Genomic DNA, 25,405 nt, shown 5'->3' with positions numbered 1-25,405 from the left:
TTAGGTAGATTTAGGACAAGAAATCAAATATCGGATATTTTTCCTAGTGTACTAGTAAAATTATCGGATATTTTTTCTATTGCACTAGTGAAATTATCCGGTTAATTTATCGGTTTCAGTAAAATTCTTTAGTTGATATAGGCTTTATACTGGAAATAGCTGACCAATGCAGCCAGTTTTGAATCAATTGTAATCCATGCTCGGTGAGCAAAGCTTCGGGATGGTATTGAATCCCCAAAATCGGCAAATTCCGATGGACCAAAGCCATGATTTCACCTGACTGAGTTTTCAAAACCGGCTCCAAACAATCGGGCAAATCAGTCAACTGCAGGGAATGATAGCGAGTCACAGAAAAATGTTCAGGGATTTCCTTTAAAACAGGATGATTTTTCGATTGATATACGGTATAAACTTTACCATGGGTGGGCTTTTGATTTTTGACTAGGCGTGCACCAAAAAATTCTCCAATTGCTTGATGACCAAGACAAACGCCAAGTATTGGTACCTGCTGATGAAATTCCTTCAAAATTTTCATCAGATTTCCAGCTTTTGAGGGAGTCTCGGGTCCCGGAGAAAGGATCAAGCCTTTAAAATCGAGCGCTTGGATTTCCTCCCAAGAGCAATCATTTCTCAGCAACTTTAATTCTTCTCCAGTCTGCCGAATCAAATCCGCCAAAATATGGCTGAAAGAATCAAAATTATCGATTAATAGTAGCATCCTTTACTTTTTCGACCCATTCCTCCACGATTCCCTTAGTCGAATCAACCGGAGGAAAAAACGGCGCTACCGCATCGATCACAAAAGGCGCCATCGGTTCGATGTAGGAAATCAACTCGGACTGACGCTCCCATTTTTTTGGAAAATCCAAGTCAAACTCTTTTACAAACCAATAAAACAAACTCAGAAAAAATCCGGCTTTCACCACCCCCAGAGCTATCCCTGCAATCGAATCAAAAGTGCCCAGAATCGTCAGATCCATCAGTTTTTTCAAAGTCCAGCCGACTACACGGATCAAAATCAGACTGATGAAAAAAATCAATAAAAACCCCATCAGTGGATAAGAGAGATTGACGTTATCTACATTGTCTCCCAGCCAGGTGGCGGCAGGCTCCATAAAATAAAAGCCCAAAATAAGAGCAACCACAAAGCCAATAAGCCCCAAGATTCCCAGAAGAAATCCTTGACGGTATCCTTCATAGGCTCCTAGGGCCAACAGCAAAACGATGATAATATCGACGAAGGACTGGGTTTCCAACTTAGTTATTCAATAAAGATTTAACCTTATCCGCAATGGCCTTGCCATCCGCCTTACCAGCCAATTCTTTGGAGGCCACTCCCATCACCTTTCCCATATCTTTGGGTCCGCTTGCGCCGGTCTTAGCAATGATTTCTTTTACGGCTTCCGTCAGTTCTTCTTCTGTCAGCGCTTTGGGCAAAAACTCCTGAATCACTTTCAACTCTGCCATTTCCACTTCGTGCAAATCAAATCTTCCTTGCTGTTCATAGATATCCGCGGAGTCTTTACGCTGTTTTGCAGCTTTGGTGAGCAGCTTCATCTCGTCATCAGCAGAAATTTCCCCTTTTACTCCTCCTTTGGTTTCTTCTAACAAAATCAGGGATTTAACCGCTCGCAAGGCTGTCAAACGAGTCTTGTCTTTGGCGATCATCGCCGATTTAATTTCAGATTCTATGGTTTGTTTTAAACTCATTGCTAGTTAGATTATGTTGTAACTTTGTTTTCACTGCAAAAATACCCTTTTTAGAACGCGATATGACCAAGCTGAGTGTAAATATCAATAAGATTGCGACCCTGCGCAATGCCCGGGGAGCAAATAACCCCAATGTAGTTCTCGTGGCACAAGATGCCGAACGCTTTGGCGCAGAAGGAATCACTGTCCATCCCCGACCCGATGAGCGGCATATTCGCTATCAGGATGTGCTGGATTTGGCTGAGGTGGTAACCACTGAATTCAATATCGAAGGCTATCCGGACAAGCGCTACATGGAATTGGTGAAAAAGGTAAAACCCGCACAAGCGACCCTGGTCCCTGATCCGCCAGATGCCATCACTTCCAATACTGGCTGGGACACCATCACTCATCAGAGTATGCTGAAAGACATCGTGGCCGAACTTAAAGAATCCGGCTGTCGGGTTTCTATTTTCATCAATCCGCAGGCAAAATATTTCGAACCAGCCCAACTCACCGGTACGGACCGCGTAGAGCTTTATACAGAACCTTATGCTTCTCACTATCTGATAGACCGAGAAAAAGCTGTAGCTCCCTATGTGGAAGTGGCCCAAATCGCAAAAGAACTTGGGCTAGGATTGAATGCTGGACACGATTTGGATTTGCAGAATCTGGCTTTTTTGAAGCATAAAATTCCATTTTTGGATGAGGTTTCCATTGGCCATGCGCTCGTCTGCGATGCGCTTTATTATGGTCTGGAAAATACCATTCAGATGTACAGGAGGAGGCTAGAAGAGAATAGTTAATTATTAAACGTTAAAAGTTAATAGGTTTGAAACTGAATTTTAGAAAAACCGGCTCCGGCCAACCGCTTATTATCCTACATGGACTTTTTGGTTCGGCAGACAATTGGTTTTCCATCGCTCGTGAGCTAGAAAAAGACTTCACACTTTACCTAGTGGATCAAAGAAACCATGGGGATTCTCCGCATGCAGAAGAATGGAATTATCGAGTCATGGTTGAGGATTTAAAAGAATTACTCGATCAAGAGGGATTAAGTGATGTGTTTCTGATGGGCCATTCCATGGGAGGAAAAACCGCCATGAATTTTGCCATTCGCTACCCGGATCGGGTAGAAAAGCTGATCGTAGCCGATATTGCTCCACGCTATTATTCGGTTCATCATCAGACGATTTTAGAAGGGCTGAATTCCATTGCCCTTGCGGAAATCAAATCCCGGAAAGAAGCCGATGAGCAACTTTCCAAGTATATCCACGAACCCGGAATCCGACAGTTTTTACTCAAAAGCTTGGGAAGAGATGAGAATGGATTTGTATGGAAAATCAACCTTCCGGTTATCACGGAAAACATCGAAGAGGTGGGTAAAGCCCTACCCGAAGATGGAAAATATAAAGGGCCTACTTTATTTTTGGCTGGTGCCAATTCCAACTATATCCAACAAAGTGACTTGCCGGATATTTTAAATCACTTTCCCAATTATGAGATTGAATTTATTTCCGATGCCGGACATTGGCTGCATGCCGAAAAACCAGAGGTGGTAATTCAGCAGGTAAGGAGATTTTTGAATTAATTTACCCTAATTAACCCATGCCCCAAGGAAAGCTTTTCTTAATCCCCAATGTCCTGGCAGAAAATACCGCCGAACAGGTGATTACACCCCAGGTCAAGGAGGTGATCGCCCATACAAAAGTTTTCCTGGTCGAAAATCTCAGAACCGCCCGTCGCTATATCTCCAGCCTTAAGCTGGGAGTGAACTTGGAGGAAGTCCATATGGAAATCCTCGACAAAAACACTCCGCCAGAATCCATCAACAGACTCCTTCAGCCGCTGTTTAAAGGTGCCGATGTGGGAATCCTATCCGAAGCAGGTTGTCCGGGAATCGCTGATCCGGGAGCTCTGGCCGTAGCCCATGCACACACCCGGGGAATTCAGGTAGTTCCGCTTTCCGGTCCCAGTTCCATGTTTTTGGCCTTGATGGGCTCGGGTTTTTCGGGTCAGTCTTTTGCCTTTCACGGCTATTTGCCCATTGATAAAAAAGAGCGGGCTACTGCTTTGAAAAAACTGGAAGCAGAGTCCCTGCGGGAAAAACGGGCTCAGATTTTTATGGAAACGCCCTTTCGTAACAATCAACTTCTGGAAGATTTGATCCAAATCCTTTCTTCCCAAACCAAGCTTTGTATAGCAAAAAATCTAACCGCATCGGACGAACTCATCCAAACGAAAACCATTCTAGACTGGAAGAAAAGTCCAATCGATCTGCATAAAATTCCCACCGTTTTTATCCTTCAAAGTTTCTAAGCCATGCTGACCCTCGACGCCCACTTGGACCTGAGTATGAATGCCCTCGAATGGAATCGGGACCTTACCCGACCCGTCGCAGAGATCAATGCTCGGGAAAATGGGCTCAAAGACAAACCTGATCGAGGCAATGCAGTGGTTTCCCTTCCTGAACTCCGGAAAGGAAATATCGGCCTCGTTGTCGCCACTCAAATTGCCCGCTATGTCGCCCCGGGTAATTCTCTTCCCGGCTGGCATTCCCCCGAGCAAGCTTGGGCCCAAACTCAAGGGCAGTTAGCTTGGTACCAAGCCATGGTCGAAAAGGGAGAAATGCGGCAGATCTGCAATTGGGAAGAACTTCAGACCCATTTAGCCCTTTGGGATAAAGCAGAAGATAAGAGTAAAGAGGCTGTAGGTTTTATCCTCTCCCTGGAGGGAGCCGACTCAATTGTCAACCTCGATTACTTGGAAAAAGCATACGAGTATGGCTTGCGTGCATTAGGTCCTGCCCATTATGGTCCGGGACGCTATGCTCATGGAACCGATGCCTCAGCTCCTTTGAATGCGAAAGGAAAAGAACTCCTTCGCAAAATGGATGAGTTGGGGATTATTTTAGATGCAACGCACCTTTGCGATTTAGCCTTTTGGGATGCTTTAGAGATTTTTCAGGGGCCTATCTGGGCCAGTCATAACAATTGTCGGGCTTTGGTGGACCACAATCGGCAGTTTTCCGACGAGATGATCAAGGCCCTGATTGACAGAGGCGCGGTGATTGGAGGAGCTTTTGATGCCTGGATGCTCAGTCCGGATTGGATTAGGGGAAAAAGTACACCAAAAGAGCGAAACGTTACAATTTCTACCGTTTTAGACCATTTGGATCACATTTGTCAGATTGCGGGCAATGCAAATCACATTGGAATTGGTTCGGATTTGGATGGCGCTTTTGGCTCTGAGCAATGCCCTTGGGATTTGGAGACGATCGCCGATTTGCAGAAAATCCCGGATTTACTTCAGCAAAGGGGGTATTCGGCAGAAGATGTCCAAAATGTCATGTCTGGGAATTGGTTGAACTTTTTGAAGAATACTTGGAGATAAATCTGAATCGATTTAGTTATATCAATTTTTATTAGGAGTTGCAAAAGTTGGTTAGATTCAATTTCTTGCAAGAGAAATTGCCAACCCTTAAAATATGAATTACAGACATTTACTCACCTTCTTGGTGCTGGGACTGTTTATTTTCCATGCCCAAGCCCAAAAACTCCAAATTACTGCCAACCACACCGATGCCAAATTTATTCTTCTCAATGACTATGACAATTCCGAAAAGCAAGAATTGGGTACGGGAAGCATCGAGTACAAGCTGGATAAAAATTCCAGAAATCGGATTAAGATCACCAAGCCTGGATTCGATCCCGTAATCAAAGAATACAACAAAGATCTGAAGTGGGACAAAGATCAGCGGGTGGCTTTGGACACTCGTCGGGTCGATATCAGCGTGGAACCCTTTGATGCGGAGATTTTTGTCGATGGACGAAAAATCGGCAGCAAAGCCATTTTCATGAATATCCCCAAAGATCGATCGGCGACTTTAGAAATCAAAAAATCAGGCTTTGCCCCTGTCACCAAAACCTATTACAATTCTCCCGAGCGAGAAACTCCTCCGATTCGTGAGTTCTTCGAATTGAAAGATCGACAAGTTCGACTGGAGGTTCAGCCTGCTGATGGAGAAGTCAGCTTAAACGGCGTACTCATGGGAAAAGGGAATCAGGATGTTTCTGTACCCAATGGAGATTGTGTCACGGTCACGGTAAATAAGGAAGGTTTTGTAGAATATACCCGGGTATTTTGCAACAAGCCGGGAATTGACCCTGAACCCCCCATTCGTGAATCCGCTGTTTTGGATGAGCGATTGGTCAAGTTAAATACTGTTCCTAATGATGCGGCTATTGAAATCGCTGGACAACGTGTGGGAATCGGGGCATACGATTTGAAAGTTCCGAATGGACGATGTATTTCCGTGGTCGTATCCAAAGATGGATTCGTCAAGTATTACAAAGATTACTGCAATCAGGCAGATCGAAATACTCCTCCAGTAACTGAAACAATCGAAATGGCGCGGGATCAGGCCTATGACAATTCAGTTTCATCCGACCTTGCCAATGTGCGGATAACCGTTCCTGTGGACACTGCCTATTCCGGCGAAGAAGCTTGGAGAATTTTGTCTTCTATTGTTACCCGTTATTTTGATATTTTAGAAACGGTGGATTACAATACCGGATATCTGACCACTTCATGGCAAGTGGAGAATTTCAATTCTGCCGTGATCCGAACTCGGGTGATTGTCAGTTCCGGAGGAAATTCCGATGAATTGGCTTATTCCGTCAAATTGGTCAGTCAGGCTGCCGAGCTCAATGATCCTAACCGGACTAAGGAAGTCATCACGGTGAAGGATGATGAACTCTTCCGGGATTGGTCACGAATCATGATCAAATATCAGGGTCTTGTCGAAGAGATTCAGGCACGATTGCAGTAAATCAATGCCTATCAAAACAAAAAACCTCGAGGATTGGATCTTCGAGGTTTTTTGTTTGGGTAGCCCCGCTAGGAATCCCCGTCCGACTGGTGTCAGCCGGGAGAGGAACTTGGATCTAACGTTTAGGAAACGCGTATCATCAGGAATTTTTTCAAATAATTGTAATTCAATTATCTATAATTTCTAATTCCAGTAAAATAAGTCCCTTATGGCCTCCAAGCACAATTTTTAACTCAAGGAAAATTGTTTTGTTAATTTTCTTCATCCTCTCAGGTACCACCTACTTGGTACAGATCTTAAGGAGATTAGAAAAATCAAAAATGACTCATTGTGAATAGTAGGTACGCGAGAATTCTATAATCTTGTCTTCCTAATTGCCTTCAATCATTTATCCCTTAATTGTCTATTCAATTTTCGACCCTTCCAAAAGTTTCAAAAATCCATTCGCTAACTTTTTGATTATTTGAAAGGATTTTGACTTTTACCAGTCTCTTCATTCATAGAAAGACTTCTATTTACTTCAAATGTAATTTTAGCATTTTTATTATTCTTAAAAAGAATCCTCTTGGAATAATAAGGGCCATTTAATTTCCACTTCTTTTCACAAGCCAAAATTGAAGCCGTTATTTCCTGTATTTATTGTAGGCGAAGGACCGAGAATCATTTTCTTTGCTGTTTCGTGTAAAATGTCCACTTATTATCAATAGATAATGGTATTATTCGAGGATAATTTGTATTCAACCTCGATCTTAAGAATACGATTCACTTGAATTACCCCTAATCGAATGAAAATAATACCACTTTTATTGATTCTTACATTCTTTTCCTTTAATCCTCCTGCAATTAGTCAAGCATTAATTGATAATTCCAGTCCTCCCAATAAACTCCGGGTGTTTATCGACGGCTGTGAAAGAAGAGATGGTGGCTGCGATATGGATTTTATCAGAACGGAAATTACGGCGGTTGACTTCTACAGGGATAATGAAATGGCTGATATCTTTTTGCTCATTAACAATAACAGATCTGGTGGCGGGGGACGACAATATCAACTGATTTTTATAGGTCAACAAAATATTTATGCAGGAAGAGCAGATACCCTCTATGTAAACAACAAACAGACGGATACCGACTTTGAGGTGCGTGAAAAACTTACTCGGTATATCAAATTAGGTTTAGCTCCGTTTGTTGCGAAGACCAAAGCAGGAGAGGGAGTTGATATCAATATGAAGACCGAATTTAGCAATCTGGAAGATACTGGACAGGAAAGCGTTGATTCTTGGAATTACTGGGTTTTCAATGTTGGTAGTGATGCGAACTTTGAAATAGAGGAATTGAGCAGGCAAATCAATTTTGGTGGAGACATCAATATTAACCGCATCACGGATGAATGGAAAATCTCCATATCCGGGAGAATAAATGAAAGGTTAAGAACAACGATTCAAAAGGAACCAAGAGTTGATGAGAATGGCGCTCCGGTTCTTGATGAAAACGGCAACCCTATCATCGATGAAATTGAGAACAATTTTGATGTTTCAGAATTTGGATTTGGTCATCAGTTGGTAAAGTCCATTTCACCCAACTGGTCTTATGGATATGATTTTGATGGTCGTCAGAACACTCGCTTTAATTACAAGTTTCAGGTCGGCTTCAGACCAGCTTTAGAGTTCAATTTTTTTCCGGAATCAGAGCAAAATTCCAGGTTTCTAAGAGTGAACTATGGGATTGAAGTCAGAAACAATAGATATGTCGAGGAAACCATTTACGGTGCAGCTCAAGAAACCAGGGCTCTCCAAAGTCTGAGAGCGAGTCTAGGACTAAATCAACAATGGGGCAACCTACAAGTTGGATACCGTCTGAGAAATTATCTAGATGATTTTAGCTTTTGGACCACAGGTTTGAGTGTCAGTGCAGAAGTCCGCGTAACCGGGAATTTTTCTTTTTATGTAAGGGCTGAGGGTAATTACGTAAAGGATCAGATTTACCTGGCATCAGGAGATTTCTCCGAACAGGATATTTTGAGCGGGAGAGTAACCCTACCCTCAGCATATACCATCGATACCAGATTTGGGTTTAATTACCGGTTTGGTTCCAATCTTAATAACTTCGTTAATCAACGATTTTTTGGGCGAGCCAATTTTGTTGGGAATGATTAATATATCATTTTTAGGATCATAGAATTAAATAAATTGAAGTACTACACGAATTATAATTGGAAAATATTCATTTCGAATCCGTTTGCAAAGCAGTGCTTTTAGCAACTCAATGTTTTTATTATAGTAAAGGACTATGAAGCCACCAATACTTCTGTTTGGGATAGGTCATCTATATTAATTTTAAATTGTTGCAAACGGCTCGACGCTTGTCGACAGGTGCAGGCGCATTGTGCCAAAAATGGAAAAAGACTTCACTCAGGTACAGGAGCATAATATTCATCGAGCGCGAACCCGACGTAACAATCAGAAGAATACCTGCATGGACGGGTCAGGTATCCAGACATACACTGGCGAACCATATGGAATACATGGGTAACTCGGAAGAAGATAATAGACAGGTACTGGGTCACTCCAATTTTAGAACCACTAAGATCTATCTTAGAGAAAAACATGGATTTTCTGGGTCATTTGACATCATGAAGAGGTTTCATGAAGGGAAAAAGTGAGTTTATAACCGATTGGTTTCAACCGATTTTTTCGTGATTTACTATTCCTGAGTTTTTTCATCATCCTCTGAGGTACCACCTACTTAGTAAAAATCGTGAAGAGGTTTTGATCGATCCAACAAATCGGAAAAATACGATTTCTAATTTTCTTAAATTTCATAGTCTCCCTAATTTAGCTACCCTGCTTGGGAAACTGGACTTTTTAAAATTGAACTTCAAAGTTGAGAATAATTATAATTATTATGGATTTTCTGCAGGCTTTCCAATAGTTGTAGTAATTATTAAAACTCTTTCAATGAGATTATATTTAATATCGCTAAAAGCAGGAAACCAAGTACCCATGTACACTGCCTCTGTATGATCCACAATTTCTAAAACCTTTTTCCCACCTGCCCATTCTAGTTCAATTTCTACTTTAGTGTCATAGGAACGGGAAGAATTATCCCATTTGGTTTCATAAAAATCGCCATTTTTTATGAATAAAGGGGTAATGGTTCCCCCACTTGTACTGTCGAAGTATCTGTGGACAATATTTATTTTTTCCCATCCAGAATAAGACTTGAGATGTACTTCATTAAGATCACTTGCCATAAAAATTAGTTTTAATTGAAATAAGTCCTGTTACATTGTTTCTCAAAATAGTTAAAAAAAATTAAAAAGAAAAGACATGCTTGCTTACTTCAATCCCTAATCTGATCAACTGATTTCCCAAATCGGGTAAATTTTTTCGGAATCGTTTGGAAATATTGAACTCTATTAACCTGACTTTTAAATGAATACAAACCAACAGGTGCTTTTTAGAGAAAAGCGATGCTTAGAAAATCAAATACTGATAATTGAGAATTAAACTCCACAATTACAGTAGATAGATATTGGCGTTCAAAATTAAAACCCAGCAAAAAAAACCATTATTTTTTTGGGCGAAACCCGAAAAGCCTTTTTCAACAGAGTAGGGAAAATCTAAATTTTAAAAATGAAAAATTTTCAATGGAGTAAACTCAAAGCCTGCACGGTGCTATTCGTAATTGCAGGTGTTATGTGTTCATGTAGCTTGGATACATTAACAGACGATTTATCGAAGGTAGATTTTCAAACCGAAAAAATTCTGGAAAGCACAGATATCCAAACCGCAAACATGAGGATTGCATCAACTGCATCCTGCGAGAATGATTGTATTGAACCGGGAAGTTCAACTTTCTATCCTGTTTCTGACATGGCTACAGCAAGCTCGGGCATAAACACAAAATCGGTAAGCTACTCCGCTTACAACACAGAAACTGATTTTGTAGTAGAAGTAACCTATGCCATCACTTCAGGTCCAACAGATGCAAATGCCATTATTATTATTGACATTGAAGGTGATGAAATGGAATATACCGAGGTGAGCTCAGGCAGCACAGTCAGCCATACAGTGCCACTTGCTGGGGGCTGGGCCGGATGCGATCAGGTTGCCTTTAGCGTTGTTCAAGAGGAATTAGGTACGCCAATCGCATTTAGCGAAAGCTATTCCTTAATCCCTGTTTGCCTAGATGAGGATGTAATCAACCCATCAACGGGAAAAACTTGGATGGATCGCAACCTCGGTGCTTCTCAGGTAGCAACAAGCAGCAAGGATTTGGCTTCTTATGGCGATTTATACCAGTGGGGACGTGGCACAGATGGGCATCAATTAAGAACCTCAGGTACAACTGCTACATTGAGCAGCAGCGACAATCCCGGTCATGGTGACTTTATAACCTCCAGCACATTACCATTTGATTGGCGTAGTCCACAAAATAACGACTTATGGCAGGGAGTAAATGGAATAAACAACCCATGCCCGAGCGGATACCGCTTACCTACTGATGCAGAACTAGATAGTGAACGAACAACTTGGAGTGCCAACACAAGTGAAGGTGCCTTTGCCTCACCACTTAAGTTGCCCGCAGCAGGATTCCGCAGCGGCACCGGCGGGCTCTTAAATGTCGGTTTGACAGGCTTATATTGGACCAGCACGGTGTCGTCCACCAGCGCTCGCGCACTGATATTCGGCCCGGAATCTGCCTCGATGACCGGAAGGTTCCGCGTAAACGGTCAATCCGTGCGCTGCCTTAAGGATTGATACTTTGATTAGCGAAGCAGTTTGATTGATTTGACACTTTACTATGCCATCCCTTTAGGGTGGCATAGTTTGTTTACGAGATTCTCACGAGAATCGGAACAGGCTACCTCGATATTCGAGGCAAGTCATGACCATCAAAGGACAATTATAAATTTATGAAAAAGAAATATTTATATAGCTTGGTATTCGTATTAGCTTCTTTGTTTTTTATGGGATGTGCAGACGATGTAAAGGTAAAATTAGATGAAGGTGGGCCGCAATTTATCGGTGATGCAGTAGTTACAGGTAACCTTTCCCAACTCGCTAGCCAATCCATCCGTCTCGAAGGATTCAACGGACTAAAAACCTACCCTATTTCAAACGTAACCATCGATGATAAAGGCAATTTCAAATTAACTTATTCCAATGCCGATTATGGTGTGGGTTATCTAATGTCAACAGATGAAAAACCCTTGTTTGTTATTCTTAATGGAGAAGATATTGAAATTGTTGGAGAAGTATTAAGCCACACAGAAACAATCAAAATTACCAAAGGAAAAGAAAACCAATGGTTTGAGCAGTATGCACAAGAACACCCCAGAAGAGAACAGGCTTTAAGTGCCTGGATTTATCTGGAGAAAATTTACACCTTGGATTCTTTGTTTGCAGTTCAAGAACAACCTGTCAAGAACATACAAGCTGAAAAGCAACGTATCAAATCAGAGGATGCTGCATTTTTAGCAAAGCTTCCTAAAGGCACTTACGTAAGTTGGTTTTTGCCCACACGTAAATTGGTGAGTTCTGTATCAACGGTAGCGCAATACCGTCCAGAAGAAATTCCTACCACCATTGCTGCCTTCAGAGCATTGGATTATACGGATCAACGTTTGTACAAAAGTGGATTGTTCAAAGAAGCCATCGAGAGCCATTTTTGGCTACTGGAAAATAGTGGTCACTCATTAGATTCTTCATTTATCGAAATGCAACACTCAATTGATGCAATGATGGTTAACTTGGTAAATGACGAGCAAAAACTCAATGAAATTACCAATTATCTGTTCGATCTATTAGAGCGTCATAGCTTGTTTCAAGCATCCGAGTATTTAGCTCTCAAAGTATTAAACGAAACAAGCTCTACCATAGATAGTGACCTTGCGAAGAAACTAGAAAGCTATCGAGCAATGAAAAAAGGAAATACAGCTCCTGACATCATTTTCGAAGGCGATTATTACGCTCCGGGTTATGAACCAAACAATTCCCCTAATAAACTCTCTGACCTTAAAAGTAAATATACTGTTGTAGTTTTTGGTGCCAGCTGGTGCCCTCAGTGTACTGAAGAGCTCCCCGAAATAGCAAAACAATATCCAAAATGGAAGGCTAATGATGTAGAAGTAGTACTTGTTTCCCTCGATGAAGATCAAACGCAGTTTGATATTTTTGCGAAAACATTCCCTTTTATCTCATTTTGTGATTATCAAAAATGGAACAGCACAGCTGTAAAGGATTATTATGTTTTTGGTACCCCAACGATGTTTTTACTAAACGACAAAAGAGAAATACTTCTTCGACCTAGTTCTCTTAAACAAATGGACGGCTGGGTAGATTGGTATTTAGTGCAGGGGAAAAATTAAAAAAAAGAACCAACGAACCGCTATTCGAGGTAGACACCAGTTCACTGAAATAAAGGTTGTATTTCGAGGTAATAATCCAAAAAATGAATCAAATCACTGCAAGGTTTACTGCAATGTTGGGGTTTTTCCACAAAAAAGGGGATGAACTACACCCCTTAAATAATTGAAAATCAAAATAGTAGCCCCGCTAGGAATCGAACCTAGATCTAGCGTTTAGGAAACGCTTGTTCTATCCCCGTCCGACTGGCGTCAGCCGGGCGGGCGTTGAACTACTTCATTAACTTTTCCTTAAGAAACTTCCTACCTCTGGATGTTTTAAAATATTTTTCACGTTTGATTGCTTCTGATAAGCTTTCAAACTCCTCAAAATAAACCAACTCAAATGGAAGATAAGGCCGGATGGAAGTAGTCATTCCAGAATTATGCTGCTCCAGCCTCTTGGTGAGATCCTTGCAGTGCCCTTTATAAAAATAATCATGGAGTTTGCTTTTCAGTACATAAGCATAGTAAACTTGTTTCATTGCGAAGAAATTAAAAGTAGCCCCGACGGGAATCGAACCCATATCTAAAGTTTAGGAAACTTCTATTCTATCCATTGAACTACGGGGCCAAGAAGTAGGTTTTTGATCAAGTCTAGCGACCTCCACCCTTCAAGAGCCCGCAAGTTAAAAGAAAAGCCCACTTTTAGTCAAATATTTCTTATCCAACTTATGGCATTACAGGGAATTACCCTATCTTTGCACTCCAAATTTAGGATGGACGGGTTCCATCCGCTTAACAAACACATAAAAAATTATGGCAGTAAAAATCAGATTAGCACGAAGAGGTAGAAAGAAAATGGCTATCTATGACGTGGTTATCGCAGATGCAAGAGCTCCACGAGATGGACGCTTCATCGAAAAAATCGGAACCTACAATCCGAACACCAATCCCGCATCCATCAACATCAACAATGAGCGCGCTCTACAGTGGTTGTTGAATGGAGCTCAGCCTACCGACACTGTAAAAGCCATGCTTTCATACCGTGGTGTCATGCTGAAAAAACACCTTCAAATCGGTGTAATCAAAGGTGCGATTACTCAAGATCAGGCCGACGCAAAATTTGACGCTTGGCTTCAAGACAAAGAAACCAAGATTGCAGGCAAAATGGACTCTATCGGTAAAGCTAAAGAAGAAGCTCGTAAGAAGGCTTTGGACGCTGAGACCGCTAAAAACCAAGCTCGTCTTGATGCGATCAAAGCAAGAGAAGACGAGGCTAAAGCAGCTGCTGCAGCCGCAGAAGCTCCTGCTGAAGAAGCAAGCGAAGAAGCTGCTGCTGATGCTCCCGAGGCTTCCGCAGAAGGCGACGAAGCACAAGCTTAATATCATCTCCCCATGAACAAGGAGCAATGCTTTCAATTAGGCTATGTAGCCAAAGTTCATGGTCTTCGTGGTGAAGTAGTGGTGATGCTCGATGTCGATTATCCAGAAGATTATGAAGACCTCAAGCATCTTTTCCTCGAACAAAAAGGCCGATTGGTTCCCTTCTTTTTGGAACATTTCGTCCTCCAGCCCGGAAATCGGGTTTTGGCAAAATTTGAGGATCTTGATCGAATAGAGCAAGTAGAAGAACTCGTGGGTTCGGCAGTTTATCTCCCGCTCACAGCCCTTCCTGAGCTAGATGAGGATCAATATTACTTCCACGAATTAATAGGGTTTGAAGTCATAGACGATACCCACGGAGTCCTCGGACCAGTGGAAACCATCTACGATCTGGAAACCCAAGATCTCCTCGGCGTAAAACACCAAGAAAAAGAAGTGCTCATCCCGATTCAGGATGGCATTATCCAAAAGGTGGACAAGACAGCTAAAAAAGTTTACTGTCATTTGCCCGAAGGCTTACTTGACATTTATCTCGAAGACTGAGTATGCATATCGACATCATCAGCGTAGTGCCCGGATTGCTGGAAGGTCCCTTTTCCCATTCGATTCTCAAAAGAGCCGAAGAAAAAGGAATCGCTTCGGTCCGTGTTCACAACCTGCGTGATTATGCCACCGGCAAGCAAAAGCATATCGATGATTATGCCTTTGGCGGCGGAGCAGGAATGGTCATGATGATCGAACCTATTGCCCGCTGCATCGAAGCTTTACAACAGGAGCGAACTTACGATGAAATCATCTACGTCACTCCAGACGGTAAGACCTTTGATCAGCCCATGGCCAATTCCCTTTCGATGAAGCAAAACCTCCTGATCCTTTGTGGTCATTACAAAGGAGTGGATGAGCGAATTCGGGAGAGATACATTACTCAGGAAATCAGTATCGGGGACTTTGTCCTTTCGGGAGGAGAACTCGCCGCCGCTGTCATAGCGGATGCCGTGATTCGACTAATCCCGGGAGTGCTCAATGACGAAACCTCAGCCTTGACTGATTCTTTTCAGGATCATTTATTGGCTCCTCCGGTGTACACTAGACCTGCCGAATGGCAAGGAATGGAAGTACCGGAAGTACTGCTATCGGGTCATGAAGCCAAGATCAATGAATGGAGATTTGAAGCATCGGTGCGCCGAACCCAAGAACGAAGGCCGGATTTATGGGCCAAATCAGGATTGGAAAAAGGCGAATTGAAATCGAATAAAAAGTAATTGAATAAGCCACGCGTTGGCCAAACAGCGAAAGCATAAAATATAGAAGCTATGAGCGAACTAATGAAAATCGTAGAAGCGGAATACAACGAGGCGAGAGCCAAATTCCCTTCTTTCAAAGCTGGTGATACCATCAACGTACACGTACGAATCAAAGAAGGTAACAAGGAGCGTATCCAGCAGTTCCAAGGAACTGTGATCCAGCGTAAAAACCCGAATTCAAACGGCGAAACTTTCACCGTGCGAAAAATCTCCAACGGTATCGGTGTGGAGCGTATTTTCCCTATCCTTTCTCCATCTATCGAGCAAATCGATCTGTTGAGACAAGGTAGAGTGAGAAGAGCAAGATTGTTCTACTTGAGAGGACGTCAGGGTAAAGCTGCCCGTATCAAGGAAAAAATCCAGGTGAAACACTAAGGATTATCATCCTAAACATAGAAAAAGGAACTCAGCAATGAGTTCCTTTTTTTATTCCTTTTCAACGATTCCCTACAAGTTAATTCGACTAATTTCGTTTTAATTCTCACTATTGATTTTGCATGAATATTCCTTTAGCTTTATAGATATGAATGCTTTCCAACAATCAGACCCAGCAAAAGACCTAGCCTTAGTCTTGGTCACGGTGTTTCAAGTCCTCTGCGGATTAGCCTTTTGTGGTTCGATTTATATGGTTTACCTGGCTTCTTTGGATTTACTCAGCGATTGGACATTGTCCATCAAAAGTGTATTTTTTCACTTTACCCCGGAAGAAAATTCCCAATTTTGGGGCATGGCCTTTTTTGCCGTTCCGGCGATTGGGGCGCTGATTAGTTTTTTTGTTTTGGACTATTTGAAAAAAGTAATCCGAAAAGAGTAAGGGCCGAGAGATTCCTCAGAATTATCTCAGTCAAAAATCCCCCTTCGCTCACAAATTCCTATCTTTGCAGGCTTAATGGTCAAACCATTAATCCAAGCATCAGTTTTCAAGATAGAAATACTAAACCATGAGTCGAGAAGTTCGCGTTCGTTTTGCCCCATCTCCCACAGGACCTCTGCATATCGGTGGAGTGAGAACCGCTCTATATAATTACCTTTTTGCCAAAAAACATCAAGGCACTTTCATCCTTCGTATCGAAGATACCGATCAGTCCCGCTATGTCCCCGGCGCAGAAGAATACATCAAAGAATCACTGGATTGGTTGGGAATTACACCGGAGGAAAGTCCTTGGAATCCCGGAGCTTTTGGCCCTTACAGACAGTCTGAGCGAAAGCCCGATTACATGCAGTATGCTTTGGATTTGGTGGAAAAAGGCCACGCTTACTATGCTTTTGATACTGCAGAGGAATTGGAAGCCATGCGCGAGCGACTCACTGCTGCCCGCGTAGTCCAACCTCAGTACAACAGCATCACACGTACTCAGATGAATAACTCGCTGACCCTATCCGAAGAAGAGGTGAAAGCGCGATTGGATTCTGGCGAACCCTATGTGATCCGTGTCAAGATCCCGAGAAAGGAAGAAGTCCGACTGAATGATCTAATCCGTGGTTGGGTGATGGTACACTCTTCTACATTGGATGATAAAGTCCTCATGAAATCAGACGGCATGCCAACCTATCATTTGGCCAATATCGTTGATGATCATTTGATGAAAATCACCCATGTCATTCGTGGTGAAGAATGGCTTCCATCAGCACCATTGCATGTGTTGCTATACAAATTTTTTGGCTGGGAAGAGACCATGCCTGAATTTGCCCATTTGCCACTTTTGCTCAAGCCTGACGGAAATGGCAAACTTTCCAAGCGTGATGGCGACCGCTTGGGTTTTCCGGTTTTCCCAATTGATTGGAACAATCAAGGTACTGGTGAAACGGCCATTGGTTTCCGTGAGCAGGGATATCTGCCCGAAGCTTTACTCAATTTCTTAGCCTTTCTGGGTTGGAATCCCGGTGACGAGCGGGAGTTGTTCACTAAAGAGGAATTGGTGGAAGCGTTTAGCATAGACCGAATCGGAAAAGCAGGCGCTAAATTTGATGTGGCCAAAGCCAAATGGTATAACGAGCATTACCTACGTTCAAAACCAGTAGAAGAACTCCAACAATTTGTGCTGGAAGATGCCCAAAAAGAGGGGTTTGAAGTGAGCAAAGAAAAAGCTGCTGCAATGGTCAGATTGACCAAGGACCGAGTGACATTCCCGGCCGAACTTTGGCAAGAAAGTAAGTTCCTCATTATAGCTCCTACTGATTTTGATGATCAGGTGGCTTCCAAAAAGTGGAATGAGGAAGCGGTGAAAGTTCTGACTCATTATGCCGAAACCTTAGCATCTTTCTTGGGTGATTTTGATGCCGAATCGGCTAAAACATTGCTTGGTGAATCTGCTGAGGCGGTAGAGGTGAAGCTCGGCAAAGTCATGCAGGCCGTTCGTCTTGCAGTAACCGGAGCTGGTGCAGGACCGGATTTGATGGAGATATTTGCTATCTTAGGGCCAAAAGAGGTGGCAAATCGAATCCGATATGCACTAAATACGCTTCAGGTCAATAGCTAACCTTAGCAAGTCATGAGCAAAAAAAAGAAGAAAAAACAACAAGAAGACCCAAAGGTCCACGGTGATCTAAAGGGCTTCAAAATGGAAATTGATTCCTTTGGAGAAATTTCTTCCTCCTTTCCGATTGATAAAATCAATGATTTTCTCAATAAAAATGTAGAAGATAAAAAACTCAAAGACCGGGATGATTTGGACGAAATCAAAAAAACCAAAGAAGACTGATCCATCAAAAAGCTCCTGATTTTGGGAGCTTTTTTTGAACTACCAAATTCCTAATTTTACACATGCGCTTCCTTCTTTTTCTTCTTTTGACAGCCTTCACTTCGCTACCTGCGCTAGCCCAAACCAGTGTCGGAATTCGAGCCGGCTACACCACCTCTACCTATTCCTATCGCCCGGCAGCCAATTTCCGGGCAATCAGCACTGAAGCTGTGGGCAAGCCTACTTTCGCTTTTGTCATCGAGCATTTCAATTCCAAAAATGCAGGCATTGAACTCAATCTCCAGCTCATAACACTTGGGATGAATCTTCCCAATCCCGACACAGATCCCGTGCAGCGAAATATTACCGAATTGGATTACCTGAAAATGCCCCTTCTTGCCAGTTTCTTTGCAGGACGCTCCGGAAGATTTCAGATCAAAGTTGGACCCCACCTGGGTTATCTAATGGATGCGCGAGATATACAGCGAGACTTCACCAATTCGGCCAGTCCGGAAATCCCAACCTATGGCGGAGCTGATGATCGTCCCAAAAAGCTTATGTATGGACTGACCGGAGGAGCGGGTATTTCTAAGCTTTTCGGGAAGAGTACGCTTGCAGGAGAAGTTCGGTTTGCCTACGATTTTACCAATCCCGAAGGACAGGATCGAATATTTGATATGAATTCTACGAATTTGGAATTTACGCTGGCATATCTCTTTCGGATTCGGGAGCGAAACTAGTCACTAAAAATAATCGGATGTTTTTTTCTTCCTTGTCATACAAATCCACTTTTTCACGACTAAGGAATGAATATGCAGCATAGCAAGCTCGAAAATCTACTCAAAAGTCACCACCGTGATGCCTTCCTGTGGGCGCGACAGTGCTGTAGATTTGAGGACGAACTTGCAAAGGATGTGCTGCAGCAGTCCTACCTCAAAATTCTCGAAGGAAAAGCCAAACTTCAGCATCCGGAGAAAATCAAGTCCTGGCTATTCTCCATCATTCGCTTTACGGCAATCGATGAGCTTCGAAAGCTGGGAAAAACCGAATCATTGGAAGAAAATTACGATCCGATTATTCCTGAGGAAGAATTAGAGGAACGAAGTTATGAGGGAATCATACAGCTTCTTCCCCTGCGTCAGCGAGAAGTGATTTTAGCGGTCTTTTATCATAATCTGACCATCGAGGAAGCTGCCGAAACCCTACAAATCACCTTGGGAACTGCACGTACCCATTATGACCGAGGTAAAAAGAAATTGAAAGAATTGATCCTAAAAACCGAAACCCTGAAACAGCATGGCTAATGACGAACTAATCCGGGATTTCTTCCAGAAAATGAAAGCCGAAGATCAGCGGATACCGATTCCGGAATTCCCCGAGGTAAAAGCCGGTGGATTTAATTGGTGGATTCCTATGGGCATTGCAGCTACCTTGCTTTTAGGCGGATTTTTCCTGATAAAGCAAGAACCTGTCGCTGAACCACCGGCAGACCTGATTATCATCTCTCTGCAAGAAAACGAAAATCAAGAACAACAATTGATCATCGAAGAAAAAGCCTACCTCGATACCTGGGAATCGACTACCTCCTCCCTTTTGACTGATTTCTAAACCAACATTACCATGAAAAACCTAGTTGTAATCGGATTTCTCCTGCTCTCAAATCTAAGCCTGGCTCAGGACATCTTCAAGAAGAATCTTTACTCTGCAGATCAAATTATGGCTGCAAGAGAAAAAATCAATCTAAGCGAGAGTCAAGCAGACAAAATCAAAAAACTTCACGCTGAAAATGCGGGGGAATTTTCTACCCTCAAATGGGATTTGGATGAAGCCAATACCAAGCTGGAAATGATGCTGAAGGAACCCAAAGTTGATCCCTTAGCAGCCACAAAGCAGCTGGAGAAGGTGTTGCAATTGGAAAATCAACTCAAAAAAAAGCAGCTTGCTACCTTGGTCGCAATCAAAAATGAACTCAGCGAGAGTCAAATACTGGCTTTGGATCGCCAATCATTGGGAATTAGCCAAACACTTTCTGGGAGAGTCCAAGGAATTGGAAAAAGCGAAACTTCCGGTACAGCACTAGTTACATCAGGATCTAAATTTCGGTTCGGATATCCCAGACCGGGAATTTCGATTGCGGTGGCGGGAGAAAACCAAGAGAATCAACCCCTTTACGTAATCAAATCTTCGGAAGAGACCATAGAAAAATCATCCATGACCAACCTGGATATCGACCCCAATGACATCGAAAGTATTTCTGTGCTCAAGGACAAATCCGCTGCGGAAGTTTATGGGGAAAAAGGCAAAAATGGGGTCATCATCATTACCCTCAAAGATGGGGTCAAGGTAAAATATAAAAAATAGGTGATGGTTTAAATTAGATGTAAAAAGGTGGCTGATTGGCTTTTTCCTTGTTTTAGTATTTATCACAAAGATTTAGTTTTTGATAAAAAAAGAACCGAATATCATATAATAAACCCATTTACAAAAAAAAAAAAAACCACTGACTAAATTTTTACCTTTATTGAAAAGAATAATTAAGGTTATTGTTGACTCACTAAACAATTATAACCATGAAAAATCTTATCATGATTTTCGCAATTCTAGCAATGTCAGGGGTTGGAATCGCAAATGCGCAAGTATTAGAAGACCCCTGCAGTGAACAGTGTGAAGATGAGACGTATTATGCTTAAGCACAAATCGGACCTACCACTTACTGCTGTGTGGAAACCACAAATGAATTGAGTACTTGCTCAGCAGGAGAGAATTGCGATGATATTGATTAATTAAAAATCAAAACGGATAGGGGAGGCTTGACCTCCTCTATTTATTTACTTAAATGCTTATAATGAAAACTCAATCTTTCTTATTTATCATTTTATTTCTTTCAGCCCTTTTTGTATCCTGTACTGATTCTAATAAAGATGAAACTACCAATACTGATGCAATAGCTGTTGATATTAATAATTCTGAATCACAAAGTTTTGAATCTGTCTTTAAAATTACAGATTTAATTGCTTTCCAAAATTCAGAGAATCTTCCAATTAAACCGATTAAACGAATTCTAAAGAATCAAGAAAATTACTGGATTTTGACATCCAATCAAATTTTATTGCTGGACCTGAGAGGCAATATGCTTCAATCGGTTTCCTCGGAAGGGAATGGTCCCGGGGAATTTCAATCATTGGATGATATTCGATGGAATGATTTTTCCAAAACCATTGAAGTTTTAGATAAAAGCAGTGGAAAATTAATCAGGTATACCACGAGCGGAGAATTTCAGGACGAGTGGAAAAACCCGTACCTGAACTTGGCTACCTCATTTTATCCAAAGGGTGATCAATATTTTATTTACGGAGGTACATTCTTTAATGGAGATGGAGATCGTGCTGTATTGGTATCTGGAAAATCCGGTGAAAAAATAGCTGGATACAGCAAGCTAGGGAAAGAAAGAAATTACCTAAACGTCGTTAATAACGATACATTTTATGAATTCGGCGGTGAAATTGAGTTCTCCTTTTCAGATAATGATACGATCTACACGCTGAATCAAGAAGATACAAAAGCTAAATACATTTTTGATTTCGGAGAATTTAAAACACCCAAAGAATTTTTTGATCGAGATTTCGAAAACATCATGGAGTTCAGAAACGAAGCTTCAGCTAATAATTATATTTCAATTTTTGCAACACAATCTACTGATCAACATATATTTTTGTTCCTAACCCAAGGAGCTAAATTCTTTCCCACTATTTTTGATCGATCATCAGGTAAAGTGAAAATTATTGATAATTGGTCTACAGATTTTGGAGATGAATTTTCCAAACTGAGTTCCTACTTAACCTATGCCCCAATTGGAAGTGATGATGAATCTCTTTATTTCGCTATAGATCCTTATGCAATTAAATCCGAAATAGACAAACTTACAGATAATCCATCGTTACCAGATTTCTTGGAACAAAACCCTTATATCAATCAAATTTTTGAAGATTTCGAAACCTATGAAAACCCTTATATCCTTAAATTAAGCATTTTGGATATATAAAATAAAAGTTGATTTAAGTCCAGAAAAAAGGAGGCTAATTGGCCTCTTTTTTTTCCTCAACCCTCCAAGGGATTCGAAACCCTTGGAGGGTTACCAAGAAAAATCAATCCAAAAACCGCCAACTCGCTTTGTGGTTTTTGTCCAACGGCTGTCCTGTGACTTTGGCTCTCAGGATTTCCACCGGCATGGTATTTTGCTGCATAATCAAGTCATGAAAGGCTTTTTCCTGCATTTTCCCTGAGTCCACCATTTCCGCCCGAAGCGCATAAAACTCCAAAGCCCCAATCATATAGGCAATCTGGTACAGCGGTCCATAGCTCCCCTCAAAGGATCGCCGGACTTCCGCTTCCGCATTGGCATATTCGTGCCCCACCCGATCCACTAAAAGATCGATGCATTCCTGTGGTGTCATTTTACCCAGGTGATAATTGAGCGAAAAGATGATCCGGGCGCAGCGGTGCATTCGCCAAAACAACATGCCCACTTTGTCCTTGGCATCCCGTGGAAAGTCCCGATCCCAAAGCACAAATTCCCAGTACAAGGCCCAACCTTCGGTCCAGAATGGCGTACGGAAAAGCCGACGGTGTGTCATGTAGCGCTGATTCATAAACTGCTGCAAATGATGTCCGGGAATCAATTCATGCTGAACCGTGGCCCGTGAAAAATGGGGATTATTTCCCCGCATGGACATCATTTTTTCCTCATGTGTCATCTCGGAAGTTGGGTAAGAAATCTGAATCACTTCTCCACCCAGAAAGAAAGGACTGACTCGTTGTCTCGCGGCCGAAATCATCCGCGTTCGCCAAGTTTCTTTCGCCAGTTCAGGCACAGTAATCCAGTCGTTTTCCTCCATGATCCCGATAGCCTCTTCTCCAAGACGGGCCACTTCCTCAGGCCAGGCTCCCGCGGGTAGGTAAGTTTCCTTGACCATTTCCAGTGCGGCTTTCCAGTCATCCCTGTAGCCGAGTTCAGCGGAAGCTTTGAGCATTTCCTTTTCACACCATTCAAATTGACGCTCGGCCTCTGCGATCAACTCCTCGGGAGAATAAGCGATCATCTCAAAGGCCAGCTGATTTAGCAGTGCTTCCCTTCCGATGGGTTTACCGATGATGCCACTACCGTCATCCTTCACCGAATTGGTGTAGTGCTCACGCAAAGCTGAAGCATATGAATTCAGGCTGGCATCCAAGTTTTTCCATGGCTCAGGCATCCACCAGGTAAATTCCGGATCATAGTCAAGGTAAAAATCATAGGCTTCCTTGACCGTTTGATGCAGGCTTTCCACCGTAGAAGCAGCCAAATCCGCCTTCTGCCAAGAATTGTATTTGGGAGTGGCCGATATCGCTTCCTTTTGTTTGTCAATTTGCTTGGCCACATCATTCCAACTTGCCGCCAATGACTTGGAGTCCGGTTCTTTGGCTCGGCGGCGGGCCACCACAAAATCATGAAGAGGCTCCGAAAAAGCCAACACGGATTTCACCTCATCAAAGGCTTTTCTTTCCAAAGCCAACTCGGCGAGTTGAGTTTCCAGGTAATTCCGAAAAAGAACATAATCGATTTTCCCATCTTCAGAGAAGGAATCATAATTAAAGCTCTGCAGTGTTTGCAAATATTCTTGATTAAGCCTCTCCATCCGTTCGAAATATTCTTCGGAAAGCGAATTGGTGTACAATCGGCTCAGTGCACCCCGATCCGCTTGATAGGTTTGGATCATTTGGGCGAGTTCGGTGGCTTGTGCCAAGGAGGCAAAACCACAGAAAAGAAGGAAGAAGATGGCTTTTTTCATCGAAAGGTTGAGCTTGGTGTTCAAAAACTTAATTAGAAAAAATATCCTAAAACCTGAATACCGCTTAAAAAAAATCTGCGATTATCCATGGATTTCTACTTTCAACCGAGACCGTACTTGATCATATCGCACAGATGAATGGCGTGGGAAACAAAACCGAACAGAAGAATCTAGTTGAAAATCTGCACAATCCGCAATTAAAAGAAATGTAGGGAGTGTTCTCCGATCGGAATTTATGATTCCTGATTTAGAAAATCTAAACAGGCCCTTTATAAGACCTCAAAAAGACTAAAAAAACACGATCTGCAATAAATCAGGAATTAAAACCGTTAAAAAAGTAAGCTTTGGCAAAAGTTACCCGATTGCCTACCTTCCAAAATCACCCTTAAACAGCTAATTCCTAACTACATGAAGAAAACCACCCTCTTCTTTGTATTTTCATTTTTAACACTTTTCTCTCTTGGCACCCTAGCCACGGTCACCTATCGACCGACGCTCAAAAAGCAACTCTCCGATGCCTATGCTATTCTCCTTGGTGAACCAATGCCTAGAATAGCAGAACAGCCCATCGAAGTTCCCGAACCTGTACCCGAACCGGAGGAAATCTTTGTCGTCCCCGACCTAAAAGAGTTCAAGGTCCGACTTCGCAGAGATCACTATGCCAATCACCTTTCTGCTGCTGAAGAAAATAGTGTGGGTCCTATTCTGGATGAAAATCAACTTTTTCAATTGGTGGAAGATGGATTACTGGAAGAAGTCAACTCAGGCATAGGCTATGAGGTGGAAAAATTGACCCATAGCCACCCCTATCTCACTTCAGAATCAAAAAAGGTCTTAGAAGAGCTTGGGCAAACTTTCCAGGCTTTGGTCGGAGACGAAGCCTTTTTCACCGTAACCTCCGGCACACGAACCATGGATCAGCAAAAGAAACTGAGCCGCAGAAACCGAAATGCAACCAAAGGAATATCTTCCCACTCCCATGGACGCTCCTTTGATATTTCTTACATCCGATTTAATGGGGTGAAGTCTTGGGATTACAAGAAACAGAAGCAATTGGAAAAAGTACTGAGTCACTTCCAAAAGGAAAATAAAATTTTTGTGATAAAGGAACGAAAGCAAAACTGCTTTCACATCACGGTTCGCTAAAAACTCCCTTCATTTAAATTAAAGTTAGAGATGCCCTGTATTTTTACGTGATTTCCGATGAAGTCTATCGCTTTTATCCCTTCGAATGGACTCTGCCAGCCTATCACGATTTCATTGAATTGACGAAAAAATCGGCAAGGAAAATTACAAGGAGACTATTGCCTTCACTTACCATCTCATTTACGCCATGCAGT

27 protein-coding genes and 1 tRNA gene are annotated in these 25,405 nt (G+C 42.2%); 21 read left to right on the top strand and 7 right to left on the bottom strand.

What is annotated here, in order from left to right; genetic code table 11:
• Window positions 1-115 precede the first annotated feature (115 nt).
• The 3 genes from BM043_RS14805 to BM043_RS14795 are packed head-to-tail and all read right to left on the bottom strand — an operon-like array spanning window position 116 to window position 1,710.
• The gene (locus tag BM043_RS14805; protein WP_092793007.1) at window positions 116-718 is read right to left on the bottom strand and encodes an anthranilate synthase component II; all 603 of its coding nucleotides are present in this window, start codon (window positions 716-718) and stop codon (window positions 116-118) included.
• Complete coding sequence (locus BM043_RS14800) at window positions 699-1,256, bottom strand: CvpA family protein (protein ID WP_177188488.1); 558 nt, start codon at window positions 1,254-1,256, stop codon at window positions 699-701. Before BM043_RS14800 ends, BM043_RS14805 begins: the two co-directional genes overlap by 20 nt.
• Before the next feature lies 1 nt (window position 1,257).
• A complete protein-coding gene (locus BM043_RS14795) occupies window positions 1,258-1,710 on the bottom strand; it encodes a GatB/YqeY domain-containing protein (RefSeq protein WP_092793003.1) in 453 nt (150 codons plus the stop codon).
• Between the two features lie 62 nt (window positions 1,711-1,772).
• Between BM043_RS14795 and BM043_RS14790 the strand changes: the two genes are divergently transcribed.
• The 6 genes from BM043_RS14790 (at window position 1,773) to BM043_RS14765 (ending at window position 8,673) form a co-directional block, all read left to right on the top strand.
• Window positions 1,773-2,495 (top strand): pyridoxine 5'-phosphate synthase, encoded by a 723-nt coding sequence (locus BM043_RS14790; protein ID WP_092793001.1) that lies wholly within the window; start codon window positions 1,773-1,775, stop codon window positions 2,493-2,495.
• 26 nt (window positions 2,496-2,521) lie between these two features.
• Window positions 2,522-3,280, top strand: a complete 759-nt coding sequence (locus BM043_RS14785; protein WP_092793000.1) for an alpha/beta fold hydrolase — start codon at window positions 2,522-2,524, stop codon at window positions 3,278-3,280.
• A 17-nt stretch (window positions 3,281-3,297) separates the two neighbouring features.
• A complete protein-coding gene (locus tag BM043_RS14780; protein WP_092792998.1) occupies window positions 3,298-4,008 on the top strand; it encodes an SAM-dependent methyltransferase in 711 nt (236 codons plus the stop codon).
• A gap of 3 nt (window positions 4,009-4,011) precedes the next feature.
• A complete protein-coding gene (locus BM043_RS14775; protein ID WP_092792996.1) occupies window positions 4,012-5,082 on the top strand; it encodes a dipeptidase in 1,071 nt (356 codons plus the stop codon).
• Between the two features lie 94 nt (window positions 5,083-5,176).
• The gene (locus BM043_RS14770) at window positions 5,177-6,520 is read left to right on the top strand and encodes a hypothetical protein (RefSeq protein WP_092792994.1); all 1,344 of its coding nucleotides are present in this window, start codon (window positions 5,177-5,179) and stop codon (window positions 6,518-6,520) included.
• Between the two features lie 785 nt (window positions 6,521-7,305).
• The gene (locus BM043_RS14765) at window positions 7,306-8,673 is read left to right on the top strand and encodes a hypothetical protein (RefSeq protein ID WP_218144154.1); all 1,368 of its coding nucleotides are present in this window, start codon (window positions 7,306-7,308) and stop codon (window positions 8,671-8,673) included.
• 746 nt (window positions 8,674-9,419) lie between these two features.
• Here the strand turns inward: BM043_RS14765 and BM043_RS14755 are convergent.
• Window positions 9,420-9,770, bottom strand: coding sequence for a hypothetical protein (locus BM043_RS14755; protein WP_092792989.1), 351 nt, complete (start codon window positions 9,768-9,770; stop codon window positions 9,420-9,422).
• A 382-nt stretch (window positions 9,771-10,152) separates the two neighbouring features.
• Here BM043_RS14755 and BM043_RS14750 point away from each other — a divergent pair, with 382 nt between their 5' ends.
• The gene (locus tag BM043_RS14750) at window positions 10,153-11,280 is read left to right on the top strand and encodes a fibrobacter succinogenes major paralogous domain-containing protein (protein ID WP_092792987.1); all 1,128 of its coding nucleotides are present in this window, start codon (window positions 10,153-10,155) and stop codon (window positions 11,278-11,280) included.
• A 155-nt stretch (window positions 11,281-11,435) separates the two neighbouring features.
• Window positions 11,436-12,890, top strand: a complete 1,455-nt coding sequence (locus BM043_RS14745; protein WP_092792985.1) for a peroxiredoxin family protein — start codon at window positions 11,436-11,438, stop codon at window positions 12,888-12,890.
• Between the two features lie 269 nt (window positions 12,891-13,159).
• Here BM043_RS14745 and BM043_RS14740 read toward each other — a convergent pair whose 3' ends face one another.
• The gene (locus BM043_RS14740; protein WP_092792983.1) at window positions 13,160-13,411 is read right to left on the bottom strand and encodes a GIY-YIG nuclease family protein; all 252 of its coding nucleotides are present in this window, start codon (window positions 13,409-13,411) and stop codon (window positions 13,160-13,162) included.
• Window positions 13,412-13,428: 17 nt separating this feature from the next.
• Window positions 13,429-13,500 (bottom strand) — tRNA-Arg (locus BM043_RS14735).
• Window positions 13,501-13,685: 185 nt separating this feature from the next.
• Between BM043_RS14735 and BM043_RS14730 the strand changes: the two genes are divergently transcribed.
• From BM043_RS14730 to BM043_RS14675, 12 genes are all read left to right on the top strand, one after another.
• Window positions 13,686-14,252, top strand: coding sequence for a 30S ribosomal protein S16 (locus BM043_RS14730; protein ID WP_092792978.1), 567 nt, complete (start codon window positions 13,686-13,688; stop codon window positions 14,250-14,252).
• 12 nt (window positions 14,253-14,264) lie between these two features.
• The gene (rimM, locus tag BM043_RS14725) at window positions 14,265-14,795 is read left to right on the top strand and encodes a ribosome maturation factor RimM (RefSeq protein WP_092792976.1); all 531 of its coding nucleotides are present in this window, start codon (window positions 14,265-14,267) and stop codon (window positions 14,793-14,795) included.
• A gap of 2 nt (window positions 14,796-14,797) precedes the next feature.
• Complete coding sequence (trmD, locus tag BM043_RS14720) at window positions 14,798-15,514, top strand: tRNA (guanosine(37)-N1)-methyltransferase TrmD (protein ID WP_092792973.1); 717 nt, start codon at window positions 14,798-14,800, stop codon at window positions 15,512-15,514.
• A 51-nt stretch (window positions 15,515-15,565) separates the two neighbouring features.
• Window positions 15,566-15,931 carry a 50S ribosomal protein L19 gene (gene rplS / locus BM043_RS14715; protein ID WP_092792971.1) on the top strand — a complete coding sequence of 122 codons (366 nt, stop codon included), beginning with the start codon at window positions 15,566-15,568 and terminating at the stop codon, window positions 15,929-15,931.
• A 148-nt stretch (window positions 15,932-16,079) separates the two neighbouring features.
• Window positions 16,080-16,370, top strand: a complete 291-nt coding sequence (locus BM043_RS14710; RefSeq protein ID WP_092792969.1) for a hypothetical protein — start codon at window positions 16,080-16,082, stop codon at window positions 16,368-16,370.
• A gap of 127 nt (window positions 16,371-16,497) precedes the next feature.
• Window positions 16,498-18,036, top strand: a complete 1,539-nt coding sequence (gltX, locus tag BM043_RS14705) for a glutamate--tRNA ligase (RefSeq protein WP_092792967.1) — start codon at window positions 16,498-16,500, stop codon at window positions 18,034-18,036.
• A 12-nt stretch (window positions 18,037-18,048) separates the two neighbouring features.
• Entirely contained in the window at window positions 18,049-18,258 is a 210-nt protein-coding gene (locus BM043_RS14700) for a hypothetical protein (protein ID WP_092792965.1), read from the top strand.
• 62 nt (window positions 18,259-18,320) lie between these two features.
• Window positions 18,321-18,977, top strand: coding sequence for an outer membrane beta-barrel protein (locus BM043_RS14695; RefSeq protein WP_092792964.1), 657 nt, complete (start codon window positions 18,321-18,323; stop codon window positions 18,975-18,977).
• Between the two features lie 66 nt (window positions 18,978-19,043).
• Window positions 19,044-19,541 carry an RNA polymerase sigma factor gene (locus BM043_RS14690; protein WP_245753042.1) on the top strand — a complete coding sequence of 166 codons (498 nt, stop codon included), beginning with the start codon at window positions 19,044-19,046 and terminating at the stop codon, window positions 19,539-19,541.
• Entirely contained in the window at window positions 19,534-19,845 is a 312-nt protein-coding gene (locus BM043_RS14685) for a hypothetical protein (protein ID WP_092792960.1), read from the top strand. Before BM043_RS14690 ends, BM043_RS14685 begins: the two co-directional genes overlap by 8 nt.
• A 12-nt stretch (window positions 19,846-19,857) precedes the next feature.
• Window positions 19,858-20,598: a Spy/CpxP family protein refolding chaperone gene (locus BM043_RS14680; protein WP_092792958.1), complete on the top strand. Its 741-nt coding sequence runs from the start codon at window positions 19,858-19,860 to the stop codon at window positions 20,596-20,598.
• 475 nt (window positions 20,599-21,073) lie between these two features.
• Window positions 21,074-22,279: a 6-bladed beta-propeller gene (locus BM043_RS14675; RefSeq protein WP_092792956.1), complete on the top strand. Its 1,206-nt coding sequence runs from the start codon at window positions 21,074-21,076 to the stop codon at window positions 22,277-22,279.
• 103 nt (window positions 22,280-22,382) lie between these two features.
• Here the strand turns inward: BM043_RS14675 and BM043_RS14670 are convergent, their stop codons facing one another.
• Window positions 22,383-24,065, bottom strand: a complete 1,683-nt coding sequence (locus BM043_RS14670; RefSeq protein ID WP_092792954.1) for a DUF885 family protein — start codon at window positions 24,063-24,065, stop codon at window positions 22,383-22,385.
• Window positions 24,066-24,473: 408 nt separating this feature from the next.
• Here BM043_RS14670 and BM043_RS14665 point away from each other — a divergent pair, with 408 nt between their 5' ends.
• Window positions 24,474-25,211: a DUF5715 family protein gene (locus BM043_RS14665; RefSeq protein WP_092792952.1), complete on the top strand. Its 738-nt coding sequence runs from the start codon at window positions 24,474-24,476 to the stop codon at window positions 25,209-25,211.
• Window positions 25,212-25,405: the final 194 nt, after the last annotated feature.

Source organism: Algoriphagus hitonicola (assembly GCF_900113375.1).
Lineage (GTDB): Bacteria > Bacteroidota > Bacteroidia > Cytophagales > Cyclobacteriaceae > Algoriphagus > Algoriphagus hitonicola.
This window is presented reverse-complemented; position numbering and strand designations above follow the sequence as displayed.